Annotated in this window: 17 protein-coding genes; 1 reads left to right on the top strand and 16 read right to left on the bottom strand. The window is 65.1% G+C overall.

The features are described from left to right. Positions 1–172 precede the first annotated feature (172 nt). Both AC3WRI_RS27965 and AC3WRI_RS27960 read right to left on the bottom strand, forming a co-directional pair. Positions 173–394: a hypothetical protein gene (locus tag AC3WRI_RS27965; RefSeq protein ID WP_136227843.1), complete on the bottom strand. Its 222-nt coding sequence runs from the start codon at positions 392–394 to the stop codon at positions 173–175. After that, positions 391–8787 carry a hemagglutinin repeat-containing protein gene (locus AC3WRI_RS27960; protein WP_492294511.1) on the bottom strand — a complete coding sequence of 2799 codons (8397 nt, stop codon included), beginning with the start codon at positions 8785–8787 and terminating at the stop codon, positions 391–393. The genes AC3WRI_RS27965 and AC3WRI_RS27960 overlap by 4 nt, the downstream gene beginning before the upstream one ends. A 461-nt stretch (positions 8788–9248) precedes the next feature. Between AC3WRI_RS27960 and AC3WRI_RS27955 the strand changes: the two genes are divergently transcribed. Continuing rightward, positions 9249–9404 carry a hypothetical protein gene (locus AC3WRI_RS27955; RefSeq protein ID WP_492294509.1) on the top strand — a complete coding sequence of 52 codons (156 nt, stop codon included), beginning with the start codon at positions 9249–9251 and terminating at the stop codon, positions 9402–9404. Between the two features lie 3 nt (positions 9405–9407). Here AC3WRI_RS27955 and AC3WRI_RS27950 read toward each other — a convergent pair whose 3' ends face one another. The 14 genes from AC3WRI_RS27950 to AC3WRI_RS27885 form a co-directional block, all read right to left on the bottom strand. Next, positions 9408–9698: a hypothetical protein gene (locus AC3WRI_RS27950; protein WP_041688275.1), complete on the bottom strand. Its 291-nt coding sequence runs from the start codon at positions 9696–9698 to the stop codon at positions 9408–9410. Between the two features lie 652 nt (positions 9699–10350). Next, the gene (cheZ, locus tag AC3WRI_RS27945; protein ID WP_492294508.1) at positions 10351–10986 is read right to left on the bottom strand and encodes a protein phosphatase CheZ; all 636 of its coding nucleotides are present in this window, start codon (positions 10984–10986) and stop codon (positions 10351–10353) included. An 18-nt stretch (positions 10987–11004) separates the two neighbouring features. Continuing rightward, entirely contained in the window at positions 11005–11391 is a 387-nt protein-coding gene (gene cheY, locus AC3WRI_RS27940) for a chemotaxis response regulator CheY (protein WP_011616433.1), read from the bottom strand. Between the two features lie 88 nt (positions 11392–11479). Continuing rightward, positions 11480–12562, bottom strand: coding sequence for a protein-glutamate methylesterase/protein-glutamine glutaminase (locus AC3WRI_RS27935; protein ID WP_010812705.1), 1083 nt, complete (start codon positions 12560–12562; stop codon positions 11480–11482). 23 nt (positions 12563–12585) lie between these two features. Then, positions 12586–13236 (bottom strand): chemoreceptor glutamine deamidase CheD, encoded by a 651-nt coding sequence (gene cheD, locus AC3WRI_RS27930; protein ID WP_010812706.1) that lies wholly within the window; start codon positions 13234–13236, stop codon positions 12586–12588. Beyond that, on the bottom strand, positions 13236–14147 hold the full coding sequence (locus tag AC3WRI_RS27925) for a CheR family methyltransferase (RefSeq protein WP_010812707.1): 912 nt from the start codon (positions 14145–14147) through the stop codon (positions 13236–13238). The genes cheD and AC3WRI_RS27925 overlap by 1 nt, the downstream gene beginning before the upstream one ends. Before the next feature lie 30 nt (positions 14148–14177). Beyond that, the gene (locus AC3WRI_RS27920; RefSeq protein ID WP_010812708.1) at positions 14178–14672 is read right to left on the bottom strand and encodes a chemotaxis protein CheW; all 495 of its coding nucleotides are present in this window, start codon (positions 14670–14672) and stop codon (positions 14178–14180) included. 28 nt (positions 14673–14700) lie between these two features. Continuing rightward, positions 14701–16701 carry a chemotaxis protein CheA gene (cheA, locus tag AC3WRI_RS27915; protein WP_492294507.1) on the bottom strand — a complete coding sequence of 667 codons (2001 nt, stop codon included), beginning with the start codon at positions 16699–16701 and terminating at the stop codon, positions 14701–14703. Positions 16702–16753: 52 nt separating this feature from the next. Next, a complete protein-coding gene (gene motB / locus AC3WRI_RS27910) occupies positions 16754–17719 on the bottom strand; it encodes a flagellar motor protein MotB (protein WP_010812710.1) in 966 nt (321 codons plus the stop codon). A 27-nt stretch (positions 17720–17746) separates the two neighbouring features. Further along, the gene (gene motA / locus AC3WRI_RS27905) at positions 17747–18610 is read right to left on the bottom strand and encodes a flagellar motor stator protein MotA (RefSeq protein ID WP_010812711.1); all 864 of its coding nucleotides are present in this window, start codon (positions 18608–18610) and stop codon (positions 17747–17749) included. 119 nt (positions 18611–18729) lie between these two features. Next, entirely contained in the window at positions 18730–19335 is a 606-nt protein-coding gene (gene flhC, locus AC3WRI_RS27900) for a flagellar transcriptional regulator FlhC (protein ID WP_011616430.1), read from the bottom strand. Further along, positions 19332–19649, bottom strand: a complete 318-nt coding sequence (flhD, locus tag AC3WRI_RS27895) for a flagellar transcriptional regulator FlhD (protein ID WP_010812713.1) — start codon at positions 19647–19649, stop codon at positions 19332–19334. The genes flhC and flhD overlap by 4 nt, the downstream gene beginning before the upstream one ends. Before the next feature lie 487 nt (positions 19650–20136). Continuing rightward, positions 20137–20871: a DUF4088 domain-containing protein gene (locus tag AC3WRI_RS27890; RefSeq protein ID WP_011616429.1), complete on the bottom strand. Its 735-nt coding sequence runs from the start codon at positions 20869–20871 to the stop codon at positions 20137–20139. 44 nt (positions 20872–20915) lie between these two features. Further along, positions 20916–21611, bottom strand: a 696-nt coding sequence (locus AC3WRI_RS27885) for a methyl-accepting chemotaxis protein (RefSeq protein ID WP_492294505.1), incomplete at its 5' end; no start/stop codon positions are given.

Genomic DNA, 21611 nt, shown 5'->3' with positions numbered 1-21611 from the left:
CCAAAAGAAGTTCTGAACGGCTGGCGATGCAAACCTTCGATATAGCGCCTTACGCTTTGACGACATTGATCTCGACAGTCCTGATCCGGGACACGACGCCTGGGACAAAAAGGGGAGACGTCATGCGCCTAGAATGAGGAGACGGTCATAAAAATTGACTGCAGGCAATCCTTCAGATTTCTAGCTTCAGTTCCTCGAGCATGAAATGACAAGCATCATTTTCGGATTGAAACTCTCTTAACGGACGCTCGCCCCCTCTCTCGACGAAGAAGACATGCCACGTTCCACTACGCTCCTCGAGACACAGCCTCTCATCTCTCCATCCGGACAAGGAATAGACACGGCGCGGAACGCCGAGTCGATCTAGTTCACTTTTCAATTCCTTGGCATTCACTGCGTTCTCCTCAATGCGCCACGATTGATCAAATTTCGAACCGATTCATCAAATTTGTATTGAGTTCCCATACCTTCATAGCCAAACCAAGGTCTAGTTGGGCCTGCAGTTACTTCAATAGGTCGAGTGACTTCATACACATGGTATGGGGCACTATCGGACCCCGGGCGAAGTGCACGAGATCTATATGAAGCACCGGCTTCAGCAACGAATGTACCTTGCACAGAACCATATCGGTCCACGAATTGTCCTGGGAAAAGGGTGTAGCGCTCTCCTGTACCGGGGACAAATCCGTTATTAGGCGGCCATTCATTCAGCTTATTGAAGTTTGAACCTGCGCGGGCAGCCGCACTTTCCGCGACGTTTCCTTCGACTCTCGCCCGAATCGCTGCCTGGGACGCTACTGCGTCATCGATGGCCCCCATTGTTGGTATGCCAAACAATGGAACACGGCCAAAATTTGGCGCCCCATCTGCATCCCCAAAGGCAAACTGCGGTAGTACCCCCCGTTGAGACTGAGCATACTCTTTAGCCAGCGGCGAATTGGCCGGCTGTGACAGTAGCGCGGCCTGCGCCTTCATATATTGGTCGTAAGTAACGCCTTCCGATTTCGCTACACCCTTCTCATCGTAATAGGTACCAAGCACGACGCCCATTGCCTTTTCCATCTGCTCTGGGGTCATGCCCGCCTTGGCCGCTTCCTTTGCCGCAACCGTCTTCATGTCCTCGGACTTGGCATAAGTCAACTGGCGATTGAAGCGGTCTACATTTGAGGCGGTCGACGCGCCAGAACCGCCGCCAATCACCGCACCGATACCGCCTGCGGCGATATTGCCGGCGATGTTGGCAATAGCGTGATCGAGGTCGGTATTTCCAGTATTGACGTTGGTATAGACAGCATTCACGCCATTCTGAATCTTCGGTGCCGACAGTGATGCGCCTGCTGCACCGGCAGCTCCGGCCAACGCATTGCCGCCACCCAGGCCGGCAACGAGCGCACCGCCCGCACCGTGCAGCGCGGCGCGATAGTCGCCACCTTCCTTCCAGCCGTCAATATCCGACTGAGCCGCCGTCATGGCCGCCTGGTTTTCGGCGCTGGGATCCTGCTGATACGCTTGCGCAGCGGTCTTGTACCGATTCTGCGCTTCCTCCTGCTTGGCGTTGGCAACCTGGCCTACCGTCTTAGCAACCGCCTCGCCAGCCGCCTGCGCCGCCGCCATCATGTCGGCCTGCTTGTCGAGCACGTTCATCAGGTCGGGGTTCTTGCCCACCGTGGTATTGGTGCCGACGGTGTCACGCCTGAGGTCTGCCAGATCCTGCTTCTGACTGGCTTCGTCGCGGATGGTAATGGTCCCATCCGCAATCGCGCTGCGCGCCACGCCGTCCTGGCTGCCGCTCTCGTGCTGCGGAACCATGGGACTGATGCCGCCGGTGTTTCTGCCGGAAGTCTGGCCGCTGTTTTTCTCACCGTTCTGCGGACCCGCGGTAATGCCCCCAGACACACCAAACGAGGTCGCGCTGTAGTCCGAGTGGTTCTGCATATCGCTGAAACTGAGCGTGCCGGTATCAAGGTGGTTCTTGTCCTTGCCGGCAACACTGGCGATCACCGCGCCCTTGAGGTCGGTGTTGCCTTCCACGCGGATGTCGAAGCCGCCGTCGCCCGCATGGATGCCCGACTGTTCGCTCACGTTCGCATAGTTGCCACTGGCCTTGCCCTTGCTTGCGGAGAAGCTGGCCGAGCCGCCACCCTGGCTGATGCTGAAGCCGCCACCGATGCTTTGCTGCCTGGCGCGCATCTCCTCGGTGTCCTGGCGGCTGGCGATGTTCAGGTTGCCACCCACGTCCCCCACCACCTTGCCGCCGCCGACCATGGCGCCCAGGATATTGGTGTCATTGCCCGAGACGAAGGTGACGGATTCCCTGCCGGTCACATGGCTGTTGGCCTGGCTTGTGCCTCCGCTGTCCGCGTTGCCCTTGGACTTGGAGGCCGACGCCGATACCCCGAACCCTTGCGCGCCGTAGGAGACCCCGACGCTGGCGCTGCTCGATTTGTTGGTGCTGTGGCTCTCGTTCATGTCCGTGGCTGACATGATATTGATGTCATGCTTCGCACCCAGCGCCACCTTGTTGGCATCGATGTTCGAGCCGATGACGTTCAGGTTGCCGGCTGTCTTGTTGCCATTGGCGTTCACGCCCGTCGCCATGAAGGCTGCCGTGCCACCCGCCGAGACATTGGCGCCGTTGTGGCTGATGCTGTCCTCGGTGAGGGTCCGCTTGCTCTGGCTGGTGCCAAATGAGAGGGTGACCGCAGCACCTTTTAACGGATCGCCCCCGGCCTGCGCCAGCGCCGCACCGGTATCGGCTACGTCGCGCGCTGCCGCGATGCCCCACAGTGCGGAAGCCCGTCCGTCCTGGCTCTTGCTGGCCGAGCTGACCTTGTTGCCCGCGTTGATCGCCGCGCCGATGGCGCCGCCCGACACGCCCAGCGTGAAGCCGCTTTGCCTGACCTCATGGGTTTCGTCGTGGTGCTGGCTGTTCTGCGCGGCCTCGATGGTCACGTCCGCCGCCACACCGGTAATATCCTGCCTGGCGATCAGGTCGCTGCCCGTGACCTTGAGCGTGCTGCCCGCTTTCATATGCACGCTGCCGTCGGTGGAGCCGATCAGACTGCCCGCCTGCTGCATGCCCTTGTCGTTGACGGTGTCCTTCTGCTCGCGCTTGCCGTAGGAGAGGCCGGAACCGGTGGCGCCGAAGCCGGACTTCTTCTCCTCCTTGAAGCTGTAGGACGACGAGGTGGTTTCGGCAGTGCCGATGGTGATGTCGCGCCTGGCGTCGAGATTCACGTCGTGCGTGGCCGCAATCGTGCTGCCCGAGGTGGTAAGGTCCCGCCCTGCCGCCATGTCAACCGTGTCGCCGGAGAAGGTGCTGCCCAGCGCCTCGGTGCGGCTTGCCGCATCGATGGTATGGGTGGACTTCTTCGACAGGAAGCCGCCGCTTTGCATCGACTGCTCGTCGCGTATCGCCACGCCGGCCTCGCCGGCCGTCACGTTGATATCGCGCCCCGCGCTGACCGCGATGGCATCATCGGCGCTCACATAGGCTGCCTTGGCATTGACGTCCTGGCCGGCAGCGAGCGTTATGTCACGGCCTGTGATCAGCGTGCCGATCTCTGCCGTGTGCACAACGCTGGAACGGTTCTTCGCGTCCGCGACGGCATCGAAGCCCTCGGCCACCTGCACCGTGTCCAGGTTGATGTCCCGTTCGGCGCCCATGCCGAGGCTGTCGGCTGCCGCGATGCTGGCCGCCTGGCTGTTGATGTCCCGGCCCGCCACAAAGACGGCATTGTCCGCCTCCACGCTGGCGACGCCGCTGATGACGGTGCGGCTGGCGGTGGATTCACCGACCCTGTTGCCCGCGGACGCGGTGGTGGTGGTCAGGTTGATGTCCCGGCCTGCGGTGACCGCCAGGTTGTCGGCGCTGATCCTGCCGGCCAGGTTGTCGAGGTCCTGCTTGGCATTCAGCCCCATGGCACCGGCTGACAGCGTGCCTCGCTCGTTGCGGATGTTGCCCGCATCGATCAGCATCACATCGCGTGCCGCGATGGTGCCGGTGTTCTTCACGTCCCCGTCGGTCCGGACCTTCGCGTTGCGCGCCGTGATCAGCGTGCCGTCGCCCTTGAGGTCGCCCGCGCGCACCTTCAGGTACACCTGCGGCACCAGCACCTGCTGCGTGGAGCCGTCCGGCAGCGTTACGGTCTTCTCCACCATCCAGACGATGTCGGTGGTGAGCGCCCGCATCTGCTCGGCAGTCAGTGCCGTGCCGACGTTCAGCGAGAACTGCCTGGCGAATTCGACGCCGGACTGCATCAGCGCCTGGTACTGGGCCTCGTTGCCGGTGTAGTCGCCCACGAAACGCTGACCGGTGCCAAGCATCACGGCGTCCGCCACCAGCCGCGCCTCGTAGAAGCCATCTCCCAGGCGCTTGAGGACCCTCGTCGGGTCCTGGCCCAACTGGGTCAGCATGAAATCGCTGGACAGCCACTGGCGTTGGTTGGTGAAGCGCGAATCGGTTTCGATCAGGTAGCGCGCACCGGGATCGGTCCGCGTGACGAACAGCGCGTTGGTCGGCATTGCCAGCGACGGCGTGACGGTGCGGATCACCTCGCCACCCAGACGCCCGCCGGCTGTGGCCCCTCCTGGGTTGAGCGCGACCTGCGTCAGGGTCGGCGCGCTGGCGATCGGTGTGACGCCCGCTCTCGGGTCGATGGCCGTGCCACTGCCCGGGACGGTCTGCAGATTCTGCTGCGTTGTGCCGGTTGCCAGTTGCAGCGGCAGCGTCACGTCGAGGGGCGGGATTTCCGCTGTGGTCGAGCGCCGGTCCGGTGCATTGACGCCGTGGTTGATGTAGTGCCACGCCTGTGTGCCGGTGACAGTCTCGAACCGGGTGCCGGTATATCCTTCGTTCCGCACCGGTGCCGGCACGTTCAGTGTTCCGCCGATGGCGATCTCGCTCTTGTCGTTGACCACGGCTCCATTGAGCGTGGCGTTGCCGCCGACCAGCAATCGGGCGGGATCGGTGTGCAAGACCACCTCCTCGCGCACTTGCGTCTGCTTGTCAACGGAATAGAAGTTATCGACGGTGCGCGCGTGGAAATCCTTGTTGAAGGCGATGATCTTGTCGTTCAGTGCCTCGTACCTGGCAATGTTGGCGTCATGCCAGTCCCGGTACTTCTGGTGCGCAGCGATGCAGGCGGGCGGGGCATTGACCTCGCAAGCGGCAGGGTATGGTGGCGGCGCACTGTCGGGACGCGCGACCTTCAGCTTGTCCCAGATCGGATGGTCGGGCGGGTAGTTGTACTTTTCCGCCATCAGCACCGGATTGCCGTTGACATCGTTCTCGAAGTGCAACGTGTAGGCCAGTCCCACCGGCGACCATGTGTTTTTCGGCATGCCGCCGTAGTAGTCCACGTAAAAGGGGTCCTGCCAGTACATTACCGGTCCCGCCTCGCCATCAGGGCGGCGCGACCAGTCGAACGGCGGCCCGAACTCCGCGAATGGATATTGTTCCGAGGGCAATAGCAGCAAGCGTGCGACGCCTTTCTGGTTGCCATCCCGGTACAGCCAGCCCAGGTCCGTGCCAGCATGGAAATAATCGTCCTTGCCGCTCCAGTCGAAGATGAGCGCCGTGGCCGGATCGATATCTTCCAGGGAGCCTTTGAGGCGATAGACCAGCGTCCTTTGGACGCCAGTGTCCGTCACCTGGGTCTCGAAATGGCTGCTTTCGTTGCGAATGCTGGCCGCTTTGATGTCGGCGTCGCGTGCGACATCGATGACGGCCGAGGCATTGGTAAGCGAGCTCGCCTGCCCCGTGGCCTTGCCATCGGCGTCCAGAGCACCGCCCACCCTCAGGTCCTGCGAGGACAGGATCAGCGCGTGTTCGCGGTTGACGATATCGGGCGCGCCAAGGTCCACATCGCCGGTGCGCGAGGCGATCACACCACCCTTGCCGGTGGCGGCGTTCCGGTCGTTCAGGATCAGCACGCCTGCGCCGATGGCAACAGTGTCCCCGAAGATGCGCTCGGTGTTGGTGACTGTCGTGCCGGCCTGCACGCGCACCGCGCCACCGTCGATCAGGCCGCTGTTGGTGACCGCCTGGTCGGCACGGATGGTGTTCGAGACCTGGCCGACCAACTCGCCCGAGTTGCTCACGTTGCGCCCGTGCACATCCAGCGCCTCGCCGGCGGTCATCTTGCCGCTGCTGGCCACATCCCCGCTGGTGTCCAGGCTCAGCGTCTTGCCGGCGGCCACGGTCTTGGTATTGTTGAAGTCGCCGGTCAGCCTGGCGCTGAGATCGCCTTGCGACTGGACCGTGCCGTCGCCGGTGAGAGTGTTGCCCTGGATGCCGAGCGAGGTATTGGCGGCGAGCAGGCCATCGGTGTTGGTGGTAGTGCCCACGTTCAGTTGCGCCGTGCCACCCGAGGTCACCTCGCCCCGGGAGTTGTCGAGCGTCGCCGCATCGGCGTCAAGCACGGCATCGGCGCGCAGCGCACCCTGGCCGTTGTCGATGGCATTTGCCGTGAGCTTGACGCTGGCGCCCTCCATGCCCCTCGGCGTCTTTTCGGTGCCACCCAGCGTGTCGCGGTTGACGAGGGTGCCCGCCTGCACGCCCAGCGTGCCGCCTGCATGCGTGAAACCCGCCGTGTTGTCGAAGGTGCCGGCAATCCGGAACCTGGCGTCGCCGTTCGAGGCGAGCTGGCCACCGTTGTTGGAGAGGCTGTCGCCGGTCATGGCGAGCGGCCCGCCCGACACGACCTTGCCGCCCGCATTGCCGAAGGTCGTCATGTTCACCGTGACCGACTGCTTGCCGGAGACCGTCCCGGCCTGGTTGCCGAAGGCGCCGGTACTCAGCGTCAGGTCGCCGTTGGCGACAGTGAGTCCCTGGCTGTTGTCGTAGCGCTGTCCGTGCGTGTCGGCCACGAGCAGCCCGGTGGACTGCACCACGCCCGCGCGGTTATCGAAGCGGCCGGTGTCGGCCTGAATGTTGGCCGCCGCGATCACGCCCGCGGTATTCGTGAGCGCCTGGCCGGCGGTATCCGCGTTCAGGGTCTCGCCGGCGGACATCTGACCGTGATCGTTCACGATGGCGCCGCCGGTGACGCGCAGATCGGTGGCGGCGAGTGCCTTGCCGCTGGTGTTGTCAAGCGCCCCGGTCACGGTCAGCTTGTCCTGTACCGAGCCGATCACGCCACTGCGATTGACCACACCGGGCGCCGCCACCGTGGTGGCGAGCGTCCCGGCCACAGCGCCGCCGGTGTTATCCACCGTCTGCGTTCCCTCGACGCCCAGCGCGCCGCCGCTGCTGATGGTGCCGCGCTGGTTCAGCACGCTGGTGCCACGCACGGTGCCGCCGTTGACGCCTGCCACGATGGCCGCTCCGCGATTATCGACCGTGCCTGCGGCACTTATCTGCACCGTGTTCGCTTCGAGCCGCGCGTTCCGGTGGGTGATGTCGCCCGAGGCTGACAGCCTGGCGGTGTCGTGCGAGGTGACTTTGCCGTTGGAGAGGTCCAGCGTCGGCGCCGACAGGTTGATGTCCGCGCCGGTCAGGATACTGCCGTTGGACCGGATGGCCGTACCTGCGGTGAGGTTGGCCGTGCCCGCGCCGGTCACGTTGGCATTGGCATCGACGCCTGCGCCGATGGTGCCGCTGTTGACGATACTGTCGGCCTGGCCCGTCAGGTCGGTGCCGGCGGCAAGCACGCCGCTATTGGTCAACTGGCCCGGCGTGGTAGTCGCGATGGCGCCGCGCGTCGTGATGGTGCCGGCGTTGTCGATGTTGGCGCCCGCCACCGTGGCACTGCCGTCGGCCTGCAGGCGGCCACCCGGCGCGATGCGTACGTCGCCGTTGTTGTCCACCACGATGTCGCCCGCGCGCGCCGAGATGCCGCCGCCGATATTGAAACCAACGCCTTTCTCGGTGCCGATGAGCCGTACCGAATTCGCGTACATCGATCCCAGCGCCGCCGCATCCAGCGCAAGTTGCGGCGCGGCGCCAGTGACAGCCTGCGGCGTGGTGTTGAGCGTCGCATGGTCAATCTGGTTTGCGCCGGTGATTGCGTTCAGATGCCTGGCCCACAGCTCGGCGTTGATGCTGATCGAGCGTGCCAGCAGATCGACCTGTGCCTGCGGGCTGGACAGGCCCTGCCCACCAATGGCAATGTTGCCCGCCCGCACGTCGAAGCCGGTGACATCCCCATCGGCGCCAAACACCGGGCGGCCCGTGGAGAGCGTGAAGCGGTCGGCATTGATCACGCCGCAGCCCGAGCAGGTAATGCCGGCAGGGTTGGCCAGGAGCAGGTTCGCCCGGCGCCCGGCGATCTCTTGCTGTCCCATAAGTTGCGACGGATTAGGCTGCATCACTTGCAGTACGATGTTGCTGGCGCTGTTGTTGCCCAGCTGCATGTTGCCCTGCACCCAGCCAGCAATCTGGGTCTGCGAATTCTGGCCGCTGTTGTTCAGCACTACGCCGGACGGTCCCACGCCGTACTGAATAAAGTTATTCACGCTGGTCCCGCCGTTGCGTTGCGGCGGGGCGATGTTCACTACCGGGACGCCGTTGGCCGCCACGCCCACCACCGGGCGTTGCCCTGGCGCGTTCCTGTCCACCTGGATCGGCAGCGTCTGTGCGTGTGCCGCCTGGTCCAGAACTGCCGGTAACCCCATCATCGCCGTTGCCAGCGCGGCACGCCACAACACCGGCGCGAAGGCCGTATTGCCACCGTTGCTCCCCACGCTGCCGTGGCGGCCTTTGGCGCGTCCCGTGGCACACTCCTGTACTGCCACCGGCATACCGCATGCGGCATTGAACACCAGACGATAGAGGTTCCTGTTCATTCGTATGCTTGGACGGAGCGGGTGCGCAGACGATTCGGCGGCGCCCGCCAGAGGCCAGACTGAGGCCAACGCTAGCCACTGTACCCAGCCAACTCTGGCGTCGGGGTCGGATGATTCCGAACTTCGCGGCGGATATTTCCGCAATTTTTCGGGACAATGCGGCACCCGGTCCAAGCATGACCCGGGCCGTCGCGCACCCGCAATCCGGCGCCGCAAAGGGCTTCAGCCTAGCGCACGCGAGAGGCTTCGCGCCTCACGCCATCACAATCCTTTACATTCCGCGGGGCGCGAATAACGCGGTTTAGCGGACGCCGTCTTGCGTGTGGTGGGCCAGTGCGTCCAGTACTGGCCACGAAGCGATCCCGACCTGGCAAGCTTCGCGTGTCAGTTGTAAATGGAGGGACAAGGCGCTCGGGAAGCCAGCACCAAAGGCGAGCGATTGACTCGCCCCAGGTAGGCGTTTGCCTCGGTGGCGCACGGCGAAGTCTCGCCTGCGCCCGACTCGGCGTGATGGCGTCTTTGCCGTGTGGTTCAACCGCTTTGAAATCGGGGAAGTTGACCTGCGCGCCGAGGAGGCGCGCGGCAGCCGATTGCACGGCTGCCCCCCCCCCCGCTAAACGTCAGTCAGTCTGCAATACCTGACCCTGCAGCACGGCCAGCTCACTCAACACCTGCGTCTCATGCGCCAGCCAGGCCGCGAGGGAAAGCAAGCTTTCCCACATCCCCTGCTCCAGATCCACCGGATCCAGACTCGAGGCACCATGATCGCTAGCCATGAGCAGAAGCCCATGAAGCTGCGCCGCACGTTGCACCGCAAGACTCAACGGATTTTCCCCCGGGCTATGGGCGGTCACGAGCATGTCGACACCATTGTGTTCCGCAGTAATACCGTGATGACTATGGCTATACATGGCGCACCTCCGCATGCGACGTCTGCGGGCGCTGATGCAGCGAGAAAGCGCGGGGGATAATCAAGCGCCCGGAATGGGCAAGGAAAGACTGATACATGGCACTACTCCCTCTCATACAGGTTCAGTCCCGCTACCCCGCTGCTAATCGGGGCGGGCGGGCGCAAGGCAGGGTTAGCAGACCGGTGAGAAGGAGCCGGCGAGCCCGAGGGCTCCCCCGCCATGGCCCGCCCATGGAAGAGGCGTGCGCAGTATGGCGGATGTAAGGATACCGCCAGAAGGCGGTCGGCTTCCCTCTCACTCAGGCTGCTAAACCCGGTCGCCACTATGCAGCGACGAACCCAGTATGAAGAGGGGCAGCAAGCGCGAGTATGGGCAAACTCTTAAAAGAGCGTCCATCGCTGGGTTGCCGGGGATGATGTGGGTGCGCAGGTGTTGATGCGGTTGACTTCGTGGATGCGCCGGCCCTCTCCCCCGCCCCTCTCCCGCAAGCGGGAGAGGGGAGAAAACATGCGGGAAGGAAACAAGCTGTCGGGCTCGCACGCAACCACGCTGTGCGAGAGCAGCGATGCACTCCGTGCCCTAGCCCAAGACCTGAGATAGCGCGTGCGCGCAGCGCAATCGAAGGCTTCCCGCCACCAGCCCAACCGAACCCTCAAAACCCCAAACTAGCCAACAAATCATCCACCTGCGCCTGGTCCGACACCACATCCGGCTTCCCTTCCGGATTCACCTGCGGCCCATTCATCAGCGTCGACGGCGCCTGCACTTCCACCCGCCGCTCGGACGGCACATTGTCGATCAGCACCTGCAGCAACTCCTGCTCCAGCGCGCGGATCATGTCCATCATCTTCTTGATGACCTGGCCGGTCAGGTCCTGGAAGTCCTGCGCCATCATGATGTCGAGCAGATGGCTGTTGGTGGCGCGGGCCTGGGCGGGTACCTCGGACAGGAAAGCGCGGGTGTCGAGCACCAGCGAGCGGGCGTCGGCCAGCTCCACCGGCTTCTCGAACCAAGCCTCCCAGCGCTTGTCCAGGGTTTCGGCCTGCTGCTCGATACCGGACTGGATCGGCTGCGCCAGTTCGACCGCGTTCAGCGTGCGCTCGGCGGCCTGCTCGGTCATTGCGGCGATGTAGTTGAGCCGGTCGCGCGCATCGGGGATGGCCTGCGCGGCGCGCTCGATCTCCTTGTCCAGGCCGAGCTCGCGCATATTGTCGCGCAGCATCCGCGTCAGGTTGCCGATGCGGATGATCAGTTGCTCGGCGGAATCATTGCTCAGGGTCGGGGTCATGACAAACGCGCCTCCGCCTCAGCCGCCGAGTTTCTCGAAGATCTTGGTGATCTTCTCGTCCAGCGTGGCGGCCGTGAACGGCTTGACCACGTAGCCGTTGGCGCCGGCCTGGGCCGCGGCGATGATGTTTTCCTTCTTGGCCTCGGCGGTCACCATCAGCACCGGGATCTTGCCGATATTGGCATCGGCGCGGATCGCCTGCAGCATGGTCAGCCCATCCATATTGGGCATGTTCCAGTCCGAGATCACGAACTGGAAGCTGCCATCCTTGGCCTTCTCCAGGCCGGCGGCGCCGTCCTCGGCTTCCTCGACGTTGACGAAACCCAGCTCCTTGAGCAGGTTGCGGATGATCCGGCGCATGGTCGGGAAATCATCCACGACCAGGATCTTGATGCTCTTGTCCACTTTGAGGGCTCCAGTAAATACAGTGTTGGCTTGTTGCCAGGACGAGCGCCGCGCGCCGGCATGCGCGCCCCGCTCGGCCCGATTTGGTTTACACCCGCTGCGCGCGCGTGCCGTATGTGGCCAGGCGTGCCATCACGCGCTGGGTCATCGCCGGCAAGGGCACGACTTCATGCACGCCGCCGGTGGCGATCGCCTCCTTCGGCATGCCAAACACAATGCATGTGTGCTCGTCCTGGGCCAGGTTATAGGCACCGGCCTCGCGCATGCGCAGCATGCCGCGCGCGCCGTCGCGGCCCATGCCGGTCAGGATCACGCCGATCACGTTCTTGCCGCCATGCTGCGCGGCCGAATCGAACAGCACGTCGACCGACGGGCGGTGGCGATTCACCGGCGCTTCCTGCGACAGGTGCGCGACATAGTTGGCGCCGCTGCGCGCGAGCAGCAGGTGCGAATCGCCCGGCGCGATATACGCATGGCCGGGCAGCACGCGCTCGCCGTGCACGGCTTCCTTGACGGTGATGCGGCACAGGCCATCCAGCCGCTGCGCGAACGAGCGCGTAAAGCCGGCCGGCATATGCTGGACGATCATGACCGCCGGGCTGTCGGGCGGCAGCGGCATCAGGAATTCCTTGATGGCCTCGGTGCCGCCGGTGGAGGCGCCCAGGATGATCAGCTTTTCGGTCGACAGCAGCGGGCTGCGCAGCATCGGCACGGGCTCGGTGCCGGCCGCCGTCGGCGCGGCCGGTTGCGCGGCCGCGCGCACGCGGGCGCGCGACGCGGCGCGCAGCTTGTCGGCGATGGTGTGGGTGTATTCCAGCAGCCCGTCGCGGATGCCCAGCTTGGGCTTGGTGACAAAGTCCACGGCGCCCAGCTCCAGCGCGCGCATGGTGATCTCGGAACCGCGCTCGGTCAGCGACGACACCATCAGCACCGGCATCGGCCGCAGCCGCATCAGGCGTTCCAGGAAGTCCAGGCCGTCCATGCGCGGCATTTCGACGTCCAGCGTCAGCACATCCGGGTTCAGGCGCTTGATCAGGTCGCGCGCCACCAGCGGGTCGGGCGCGGTGCCCACCACTTCCATGTCGGGCTGGCTGTTGATGATCTCCGTCATCAGGCTGCGGATCAGCGCGGAATCGTCCACGCAGAGCACCTTGATCTTGGCGGCTGTCATGATTGATCGTGCTTGTATTGGTTTCAGGCAAGCTGGCGCGAGAAAGACTGCCGCGCAAACAATTCAGGCGATTGCGCCGGCGCCCGCGCCGAGGTGGCAATGGCGCGGGCCAGTGCGCGCTCGTCGCGCGCCACCGAAACCTGGTCGTCCTGCCGCGTCAGGCGGCGCACCAGCGCCAGCCCGCCGACCGGGAAGTAGCTGACACGGCGCGCATGCGGGCCGCGCAGGTCCTGCGCCGCAACGCGGATCTCCTCGGTCTTCAGGTAGCGCAGGACGAAATCCGCGTTCCGCTCGCCGATATTCAGCGTGGTCATATTGGCCAGCACCGCCCCGCCGCCGAAGACCTTGGCCTCCAGCCGCTCGCGGCGCGCGCCCATCTTGAGCAGTTCGTTGATCAGCACTTCCAGCGCATAGCTGCCGTAGCGCATCGACGCCGACAGCATGCGGTCGGCGCTGCCGTCGTCATCGGGCAGCATGAAGTGGTTCATGCCGCCCACGCCGGCGCTCTCGTCGCGGATGCAGGCCGCCACGCACGAGCCCAGCACGGTGGTCAGCACCACGTCCTCGCGGGTCACGTAGTACTCGTTGGGCAACAGCTTGATGGCCTGCTTGCCGAACTCGCGGTCGAAATACGTGCGCGTGGCAAGCGCTTCGGGCAGATGGGGCGTGCGCATCACGGCCTTCCCGCCCTGGCCGCGTCCGGCGCCAGTTCATATACGGTCTGCCCGCGCAGCTGGAAGGCGCGCGTGACATAGGAGAAGTTCTCCGAGTGACCGGCAAAGAGCAGTCCGTGCGGCTTGAGCAGCGGCACGAAGCGCTCCAGGATGCGTCCCTGGGTCGGCTTGTCGAAGTAGATCATCACGTTGCGGCAGAAGATGGCATCGAACTGCTCGCGCATGCCCCAGTCGGGCGCGAGCAGGTTCAGCGGCTCGAACGCGATGGTGGCGGCCAGTTCCGGCTTGACCTTGACCGAACCGGTGCGCGGCCCGGTGCCCTTCAGGAAGAAGCGCTTGAGCCGTTCCGGCGACAGCCGCGCGACCTGCTCCGCGGAATACACGCCGCCGCGGGCCTTGGCCAGCACCTGGGTGTCGATGTCAGTGGCCAGCACAGTGCCGGCGCGGTCGCCCAGCGCCTCCGCCAGCGTGATGGCGATCGAGTACGGCTCTTCGCCGGTGGACGCGGCCGAGCACCAGACGCTGTAGGGGCGGCCGGTCTTTTTGGCGTGCTCGGCCAGCAGCGGGAAGTGATGGGCCTCGCGGAAGAACGAGGTCAGGTTGGTGGTCAGCGCATTGGTGAAGAACTCCCACTCCGAAGAGCGGTCGTCAGCATCCAGCAGCGCCAGGTACGAGGCGAAGTCCGACAGCTGCAGCGTGCGCAGCCGGCGCACCAGCCGGCTGTAGACCATCTCGCGCTTGTGGCTGCCCAGCGAGATGCCCGCGCGCCGGTGGATCAGTGCACGGATTTTCTCGAAATCGCGTTCGGTCAGCAGGAAGTCGCGCGCGTCGTCGCGCCGCAGGATGGCGCCCGGCGCAAGGACCGACCCGGTCTGGCCGGGAACGCTGGCGGCGGTGCGGAACGGCGTCATGGGATTTGCTTCAGTGGTGCGTGCGCAGGGTCAGGCCAGCTCGGCCTCGACCAGCGCCATCTCGGCGCTGGTCATCAGGCGTTCGATATCGATCAGCACCAGCATGCGGCCGTCGATGGTGCCCAGCCCGGTCAGGTGCTCGGTCGAGATCGACACGCCGAACTCCGGCGCGGGCTTGATCGCATCGCCGGTCAGCGTCAGCACATCGGACACGCCATCGACCACGATGCCGACCACGCGGCCGGCCACGTTCAGGATGATGACCACGGTCTGGTGGTCGTAGCGCACGTTGCCCAGGCGGAACTTCAGGCGCAGGTCGACGATCGGCACGATCACGCCGCGCAGGTTGGTCACGCCCTTGATGAAGTCCGGCGCGCTGGAAATGCGGGTCACGGTCTCGTAGCTGCGGATCTCCTGCACCTTGAGGATGTCGATGCCGTATTCCTCCGACCCCAGCGTGAAGACCAGGAACTCCTGGCCCGAAGCGTCGCTTCCGGGGGTATCGATGTGTCCGATGCCGGCCATGATGTCTAGTTCTCCTGTGTTTGGTCGGTTACTGCGCCAGCGCCGGTTCCTGCCGGCGCACGCCGGTGCGCTGCAGCGCGCCGACATCGACGATCAGCGCCACGCTGCCGTCGCCAAGGATGGTCGCCGCCGAGATGCACGGCACCTTGCGGTAGTTGGTTTCCAGGTTCTTCAGCACCACCTGGTGCTGGCCGATCAGCTGGTCCACCAGCAGCGCAAAGCGCTTGCCTTCGGCCTGCAGGATCACGGCAATGCCATGCGTCGGCTCTTGCAGCGCGTCGGCGACGTTGAAGACGCGGTGCATTTCCAGCAGCGGCAGGTATTCGCCGCGCACGTGCATGACGCGATCGGAGTTGGCGGCGGTGTGGACATCCTCGGCCTTGGGCTGCAGCGACTCCATCACGCAGTTCAGCGGCAGGATGAAGGTCTCTTCGCCCACCTTGACCGACATGCCGTCCAGGATCGCCAGCGTCAGCGGCAGCACGATGCGGATGGTGGTGCCCAGGCCCGGGCGCGAGCTGATCTGGACGTGGCCGCCCATCTCCTGGATATTGCGCTTGACCACGTCCATGCCAACGCCGCGGCCCGACACGTCGGTGACGACCTCGGCAGTGGAGAAACCCGGCGCGAAGATCAGCTGCCAGACTTCCTCGTCGGTGATGTTCTCCGACACCGGCAGGCCGTTCTGGATGGCCTTGGCCAGGATGCGTTCGCGGTTCAGGCCGCCGCCGTCGTCGCTGACTTCAATGACGATATTGCCGCCATGGTGCTGCGCGGACAGGATCAGCTGGCCGGTCGCGTCCTTGCCGGCGGCCACGCGCTTGTCAGGGGTTTCGATGCCGTGGTCCAGGCTGTTGCGCACCAGGTGCGTGAGCGGATCGATGATGCGTTCGATCAGGCTCTTGTCCAGTTCGGTGGCCTTGCCGAAGGTGATCAGGTCGATCTGCTTGCCGAGCTTGCTGGCCAGGTCGCGCACCAGCCGCGGGAAGCGCGAGAACACATAGTCCATCGGCATCATGCGGATCGACATCACCGCTTCCTGCAGGTCGCGCGCATTGCGCTCGAGCTGGCCCATGCCGGAGAACAGGCGGTCGAACAGCACCGGGTCCAGCGCCGAGGCGGTCTGCGCCAGCATCGACTGCGTGATCACCAGCTCGCCCACCAGGTTGATGATCTGGTCGACCTTTTCGGTCGGCACGCGGATCGAGCCTTCGCCGTGCGCGGCGCTCGCCTGCGGCTTGGCCTTCTCGCGCGCGGCGGCGGGCGCCGCCGCTGCGGGGGCGGGGGCCGTGGCGACCGGGACGGGCGCCTGGACAGGGGCCTCGACCACCGCGGGAGCAGCAGCAGGGGCTTCGGCTTCGATCACGATCTGGTCCAGGTCGATCACGAAGCAGCACACCGCGATGATGTCGTCGGCGCTGCACTGGGTGTTGAGCCACACCACCAGTTCGCCATTCACCTCTTGCTGGCCGGTGATCTCGCCCAGGTTGGCCAGTTCCTCGCGCAGCAGCGCCTGGTCGGAGGCGGAAACCCGGATCAGGCGGATCTTGAGCCCGCCGCCCGCAGGAGCAGCAGCGGGGGGCGTTGCGGCAACAGGTACGGGCGCCGGGGCAGCTGCGCCGGCATGGCCGGCGGCTTCCTGCGCCAGCTGTTGCAGCACGGCGCAGATGCGCGCCAGCGTTTCCGGATCGGGTTCGGTGCCGTTGCGGTAGGCGTTGAGCTGGTCTTGCAACACGTCCTTGGTTTCCAGAAAGGTGTCGATGATGGTCCTGGTCAACGCCAGTTCCTGCCGGCGCGTGCGGTCCAGCAGGTTCTCGAAAATATGGGTGGTCTCGGTCAGCGCCGCGAAGCCGAAGGTGGCAGCCCCGCCCTTGATGGAATGCGCCGCCCGGAAGATCGCGTTCAGATGCTCGGGATCGGGCGACTCAATGTCCAGGCCGAGCAGCAGCTGCTCCATTTCGACGAGCAGTTCTTCCGCTTCCTCGAAGAAGGTCTGGTAAAACTGTGTGATATCGATATCGACAGACATGGCGTCCTGAGTCACTTGGTTACTGCACTGGCGCTGCCGCAACGGCCGCGCGTCATGGTTTGCTGCCCGTGGGCGCAGCCGCGGGCGCTGAGGCCGCTGCCAGCCCTGCCTGCATCTCCTGCGCGGCCTTGCCGGCCTGCGCCGCCACCGTGACCTCGGCAGCGCTGGCGTTCTCGGCCTCGAAGCGCGCCTGGGCCTTGTGGTTGAGCACCACGATGCTGATGCGCCGGTTCACCGGCGCCAGCAGGTCTTCCTTGTCCAGCGGCATGGTCGCGGCCAGGCCCAGCACGCGCAGCACCTTGCCCTCCTGCATGCCGCCGGCGATCAGCTCGCGGCGCGAAGCGTTGGCGCGGTCGCCCGACAGCTCCCAGTTGCTGTAGGTGCGCTCGCCGTTGGAATAGTTGGCCGCATCGGTATGGCCCGACAGGCTGACCTTGTTGGGCAGCTCGTTCAGCACCGGCCCGATCTCGCGCAGGATGGTGCGCATATAGGTCTCGACCGTGGCGCTGCCGGTGCGGAACATCGGCCGGTTCTGCGTATCCAGGATCTGGATGCGCAGCCCCTCGCTGGTGATGTCCAGCAGCAGCTGCGGGCGGAACTGGCGCAGCACCGGGTTGTTCTCGATGATCTGCTCGAGCCGCTGCTTGAGCGCGCGCAGGCGCTGCGCTTCCTGCTGCTCGTTGCGCCGCTGCTCGTCGCTGGGTTCGTTGGTGCGCGCGCGCATGGTGTCGCCGTCCTTGCGCAGCGCATCCTGGCCGCCGCCCGGGATCACGCTCGGGGTCTGGCTGCTCTTCTCGCCGCCGACGATGGCCACCTTGAGCGGCATGCGGAAGTACTCGGCAATGCCTTCCAGCGTCTTCTTGTTGGCGCTGGACAGCAGCCACAGCACCAGGAACAGCGCCATCATCGCCGTCATGAAGTCGGCGTAGGCGATCTTCCAGCTGTGGTTGCCGTGCGGCCTGGCGTGCGACTTTGCCCGGCGGACGATGATCGGACGCATATCGTGTGCGCTGCTCATGACGGTGCCCCTTGCTGCTTGCGCGCCTTAATTCAGGCTCTTGACTTCACGCACGTGGTCGTCGAGCTCAAGGAACGACGGCCGCACCGTGGAATACAGCACCTTGCGGCCGAATTCCACCGCCACCAGCGGCGCGTAACCGTTGAGCGAGGCCAGCAGCACCACCTTGATGCATTCGTAGACCTTGACGTTCTCGGATACCTGCAGCTCGATGCGCGCGGCCAGCGGCGAGACAAAGCCGTAGGCCAGCAGGATGCCGAGGAAGGTGCCGACCATGGCGTGCGCGATCAGCGCACCCAGCTCGGCCGGCGGCAGGTCGGCCGAACCCAGCGCGTGCACCACGCCCATCACCGCGGCAACGATGCCGAAGGCGGGCAGCGCGTCGCCGACGCGCGACAGCGCATGGGCGGGGATCTCGGCCTCGTGGCGGAAGGTCTCGATCTCGTGGTCCATCAGGGCCTCGATCTCGAAGGCGTTCATGTTGCCGTTGACCATCATGCGCAGGTAGTCGGTGAGGAATTCCATCACCACCGGATCCGACAGGATGCGCGGGTACTGGCTGAAGACGCTGCTGGCGGCGGGGTCCGCGATTTCCTTTTCCAGGAACAGGATGCCTTCGCGCCGTGCCTTGGACAGCAGCACGTACAGCAGCGACATGACGTCCAGGTACAGCTCTTTCTTGTACTTGGAACTCTTGAACAGGCCCGGCAGGGCCTTGATGGTGGCCTTGATGGCCTTTGCTGTATTGGTGGCGATGAAGGCGCCGAAGGCGGCGCCCCCGATGATCACAAATTCCGCCGGTTGATATAGCGCGCCCATGTGGCCGCCGGTCATGGCGTAACCGCCAAGCACCGCCACAACCACGACGACATAGCCAAGAACTACTAGCACGATCGGATCCCCGTCTAAATACGCGCGTCAGTCACGCACAATTGCCCGGGCACGGGCGAACGGAGAGTGGTCCGTCCGCCAGCGCTGCAAGCTTGCCAGCCGGCGGACCTTGACCAGGATCAGGCGTTGGTCTGCACGGCGGCGGCGTCTTTCGAGAGCTTCTTCACTTTCCCTGCGCGTGACGGCGGACGGCACAGGCTGCACACAAAATTCGCGTGCGGCTCATACGCGTGCGTGACAAACTGCCCGCCGCAACACGTGCACCGGGACAGCTGCAGCATGTTGCTCTCGAAGAACCGTACTAACGTCCAGGCACGCGTGAAACTTAAGACAATTTCGCCGCCGAGCAGCGAAACATGCTCAAGGTACAGGCGGTAGGCAGCCACCACCGCGCGAATGCCCACGGTCTCGCCCTCCTGCACCATGAACTGGTAGGCAGAGAAGAACAGCGACGAGTGGATATTCGGCAGCCAGGTGGTGAACCAGTCCGTCGAGAAGGGAAGCATGCCCTTGGGGGGCGAGACGCCGCGCAGCTCCTTGTACAGGCGGATGAGCCGGTCACGCGACAGCGTGGTCTCGGCTTCAAGCACCTGCAGGCGCGCACCCAGGCCGATCAGCTCGATCGCAAGCTGGGTCTGGTTCGCATCCTGGAGCACGCTCTTGCGGCTGGGAACGGAGGTGGCCGTGTAACTCCGGGTCGGCTCGGCCTGCAGGAGCGCGGTCAATTGAGCGACTCCACAGGCTGGCGTGCAAGCAGGATCGCGGCGTGGATCTGCTGCATGTCATGACTCTTGGCCGTGTGGGTGAGAGTGGACAGAAGCGCATGGTCGTCGAAGCGGAACCTGCACAGCACCATGTTGGATGCCGCCAGCTTGACGAGTTGCGCGGAAGTCAGCTTGGCAAGAATATCCGCAATTTCCTTGCTGACCCCGAGCCGGAACATGGCTTCGACCTGGTTTTCGCGCACCAGGCGTTGCGCGAGCAGCAGATAGGCGAGGTTAACCTCCCTGATCTCCTGGAGAACTTCACTGCTTTCCAATTTATCCCCGCTACCAAAAACCCACCGTGGCCGCTTGTCCGGCGCTTACCGATGCCCTTGCGGGCCCGGCGACCAGATCGTTTGTATGCGGCTGGGCGGGTACAACGTACGACTAAGGAACTACGCCCGTGTCAAACTGTAATCAACTCCGTTACAAGTGTTACAGAGTGTAAGTGAGACTGTTACGTTTATATCGGCAATCGACCCGCAATGCCAATCCCTACTTACGCGGGGGGGGGAACCAAATGTCGCATGGAACATACATGGGCGCGCCCATTTTGTAACAGTTCACATCCCTGACACTTGATCTGGCGCAAACCAGTTCTGCAAGCGTCATTTCTGCAAACGCGCGACCAGCGCCTTCGGTAGCCTGCTGGATTCCTCTATTGACGAGTGCCGCATGTGGCGTTCAGCACGCAGACACTGTCCGTCATCCCTGTACGAAATTCATGGCCGGAGGCAGCGGGGCCGGATTCCGACCGCGCCCTCAGTGCCCGAACATGCGCCGCAGCCATGCCGCCAACCGGTCGAACACATCGTCGGGCGCTTCGCGGAACAGCGCCGGGCGCATGCGCTCCACCTGCTCCAGCACGCGCGAGGCTTCTTCCGGCCGCACCGAGCCGTACTCCAGGGCGAGGCCCAGCATGCCGCGCAGCTCGCCCACACGTGCGCGGCCAGCGGCTTCGCTGTCTTCGGTCTGCAGCGCGTACATCAGCTCATAGGCGCGCTGGCGCAGGCTTTCGGCCAGGCGCCATGCGGGCGTGCGCATGCGCTCTTCCAGTACCCGCACGTCTTCCGCGGAAGCCGCCACCTGCGTGGCGAGCGCCTCGGTGAAGGCAGCATCGGCGCCGCATTCCGACAGCACCTGCGCCGCCCATTCGCGCGCATGCGCCAGGCGCTGGTCCGGCGTCCAGTCCGGCTGCACCGCCAGCCCGAAGCCAAAGCGCCGGGCATCGCGCATCAGCGCCGCCAGCGCATTGGGCAACTGCTTGTCGAACACGCGGCGGGCCCAGCCGTATTCACCGCCGGACAGCAGCCGCGAGACCGCGCGCTCGGTGAGCGGGCCGTCATGCTGCAGCAGCCGCGCGCGCAGGAATTCCTGGAAATCGGGCGGCAGGAACTCGCGGTCCAGGCCGCTCGAGACCCCGACGAACTGCTCGAATTCCTTGCGCAGACGGGCCGCATCGTCATGCGGCAGAGCCAGGTTGATCTCGGTCGTCATAGCCTTGCCATCCGGGACGCCGCGCGGCCCGTTGCCAGTGGGGATCAGAACGCGCTCCAGTCGCCGTTGTCGGCGGCTGCCAGCGCGGGCCGCGAGGCTCTGCCTGCGACCAGCCGCGCCGGCTGCGTGGCGACGGCATCTGCCGCCTCGGCTGCGGCGGCATGGTCCGCCGCAGGCAGAGCCGCGGCCTTCGTGCTGGCGGGCAGGGCCTTGGCGACCCGCTTGCCGGCAGCGATGGCGCGCACCGCGCCGGCGGCACGAGACACCTTGGCCGGCACTGCCGTCGCCGCAGGCAGCGAGTGGGCCACGAACGAATCCGCGCGGGCATCCTCGGCCGCCAGGCGGAATGTCGCCACGGCCCCCTGCAGCCGGCTGGCCTGCTCTTCCAGCGCGCCTGCGGCGGCGGCGGCTTCTTCCACCAGCGCCGCGTTCTGCTGCGTGCCCTCGTCCATCTGCGCCACGGCCTGGTTGACCTGCTCGATGCCCGCGCTCTGCTCGGCCGACGCCGCGCTGATCTCGCCCATGATGTCGGTCACGCGCTTGACCGCCTGCACGATCTCTTCCATGGTCTTGCCCGCCTGGCCCACCAGCGCCGAGCCGTTGTCCACGCGCTCCACCGTATCGCCGATCAGCCCCTTGATCTCCTTGGCCGCGTTGGCGCTGCGCTGCGCCAGGCTGCGCACCTCGCCCGCCACCACCGCGAAGCCGCGGCCCTGCTCGCCGGCGCGCGCCGCTTCCAC

Source organism: Cupriavidus sp. FW305-27, assembly GCF_058787995.1.
This window is presented reverse-complemented; position numbering and strand designations above follow the sequence as displayed.

What these genes read in the sequence shown, in the direction of transcription:
- AC3WRI_RS27960 (WP_492294511.1), bottom strand. Translation starts at nt 8,787, where the DNA reads ATGAACAGGAACCTCTATCGTCTGGTGTTCAATGCCGCATGCGGTATG.
- AC3WRI_RS27950 (WP_041688275.1), bottom strand. Translation starts at nt 9,698, where the DNA reads ATGTATAGCCATAGTCATCACGGTATTACTGCGGAACACAATGGTGTC.
- cheZ (WP_492294508.1), bottom strand. Translation starts at nt 10,986, where the DNA reads ATGACCCCGACCCTGAGCAATGATTCCGCCGAGCAACTGATCATCCGC.
- AC3WRI_RS27935 (WP_010812705.1), bottom strand. Translation starts at nt 12,562, where the DNA reads ATGACAGCCGCCAAGATCAAGGTGCTCTGCGTGGACGATTCCGCGCTG.
- cheD (WP_010812706.1), bottom strand. Translation starts at nt 13,236, where the DNA reads ATGCGCACGCCCCATCTGCCCGAAGCGCTTGCCACGCGCACGTATTTC.
- AC3WRI_RS27925 (WP_010812707.1), bottom strand. Translation starts at nt 14,147, where the DNA reads ATGACGCCGTTCCGCACCGCCGCCAGCGTTCCCGGCCAGACCGGGTCG.
- AC3WRI_RS27920 (WP_010812708.1), bottom strand. Translation starts at nt 14,672, where the DNA reads ATGGCCGGCATCGGACACATCGATACCCCCGGAAGCGACGCTTCGGGC.
- cheA (WP_492294507.1), bottom strand. Translation starts at nt 16,701, where the DNA reads ATGTCTGTCGATATCGATATCACACAGTTTTACCAGACCTTCTTCGAG.
- motB (WP_010812710.1), bottom strand. Translation starts at nt 17,719, where the DNA reads ATGAGCAGCGCACACGATATGCGTCCGATCATCGTCCGCCGGGCAAAG.
- AC3WRI_RS27890 (WP_011616429.1), bottom strand. Translation starts at nt 20,871, where the DNA reads ATGACGACCGAGATCAACCTGGCTCTGCCGCATGACGATGCGGCCCGT.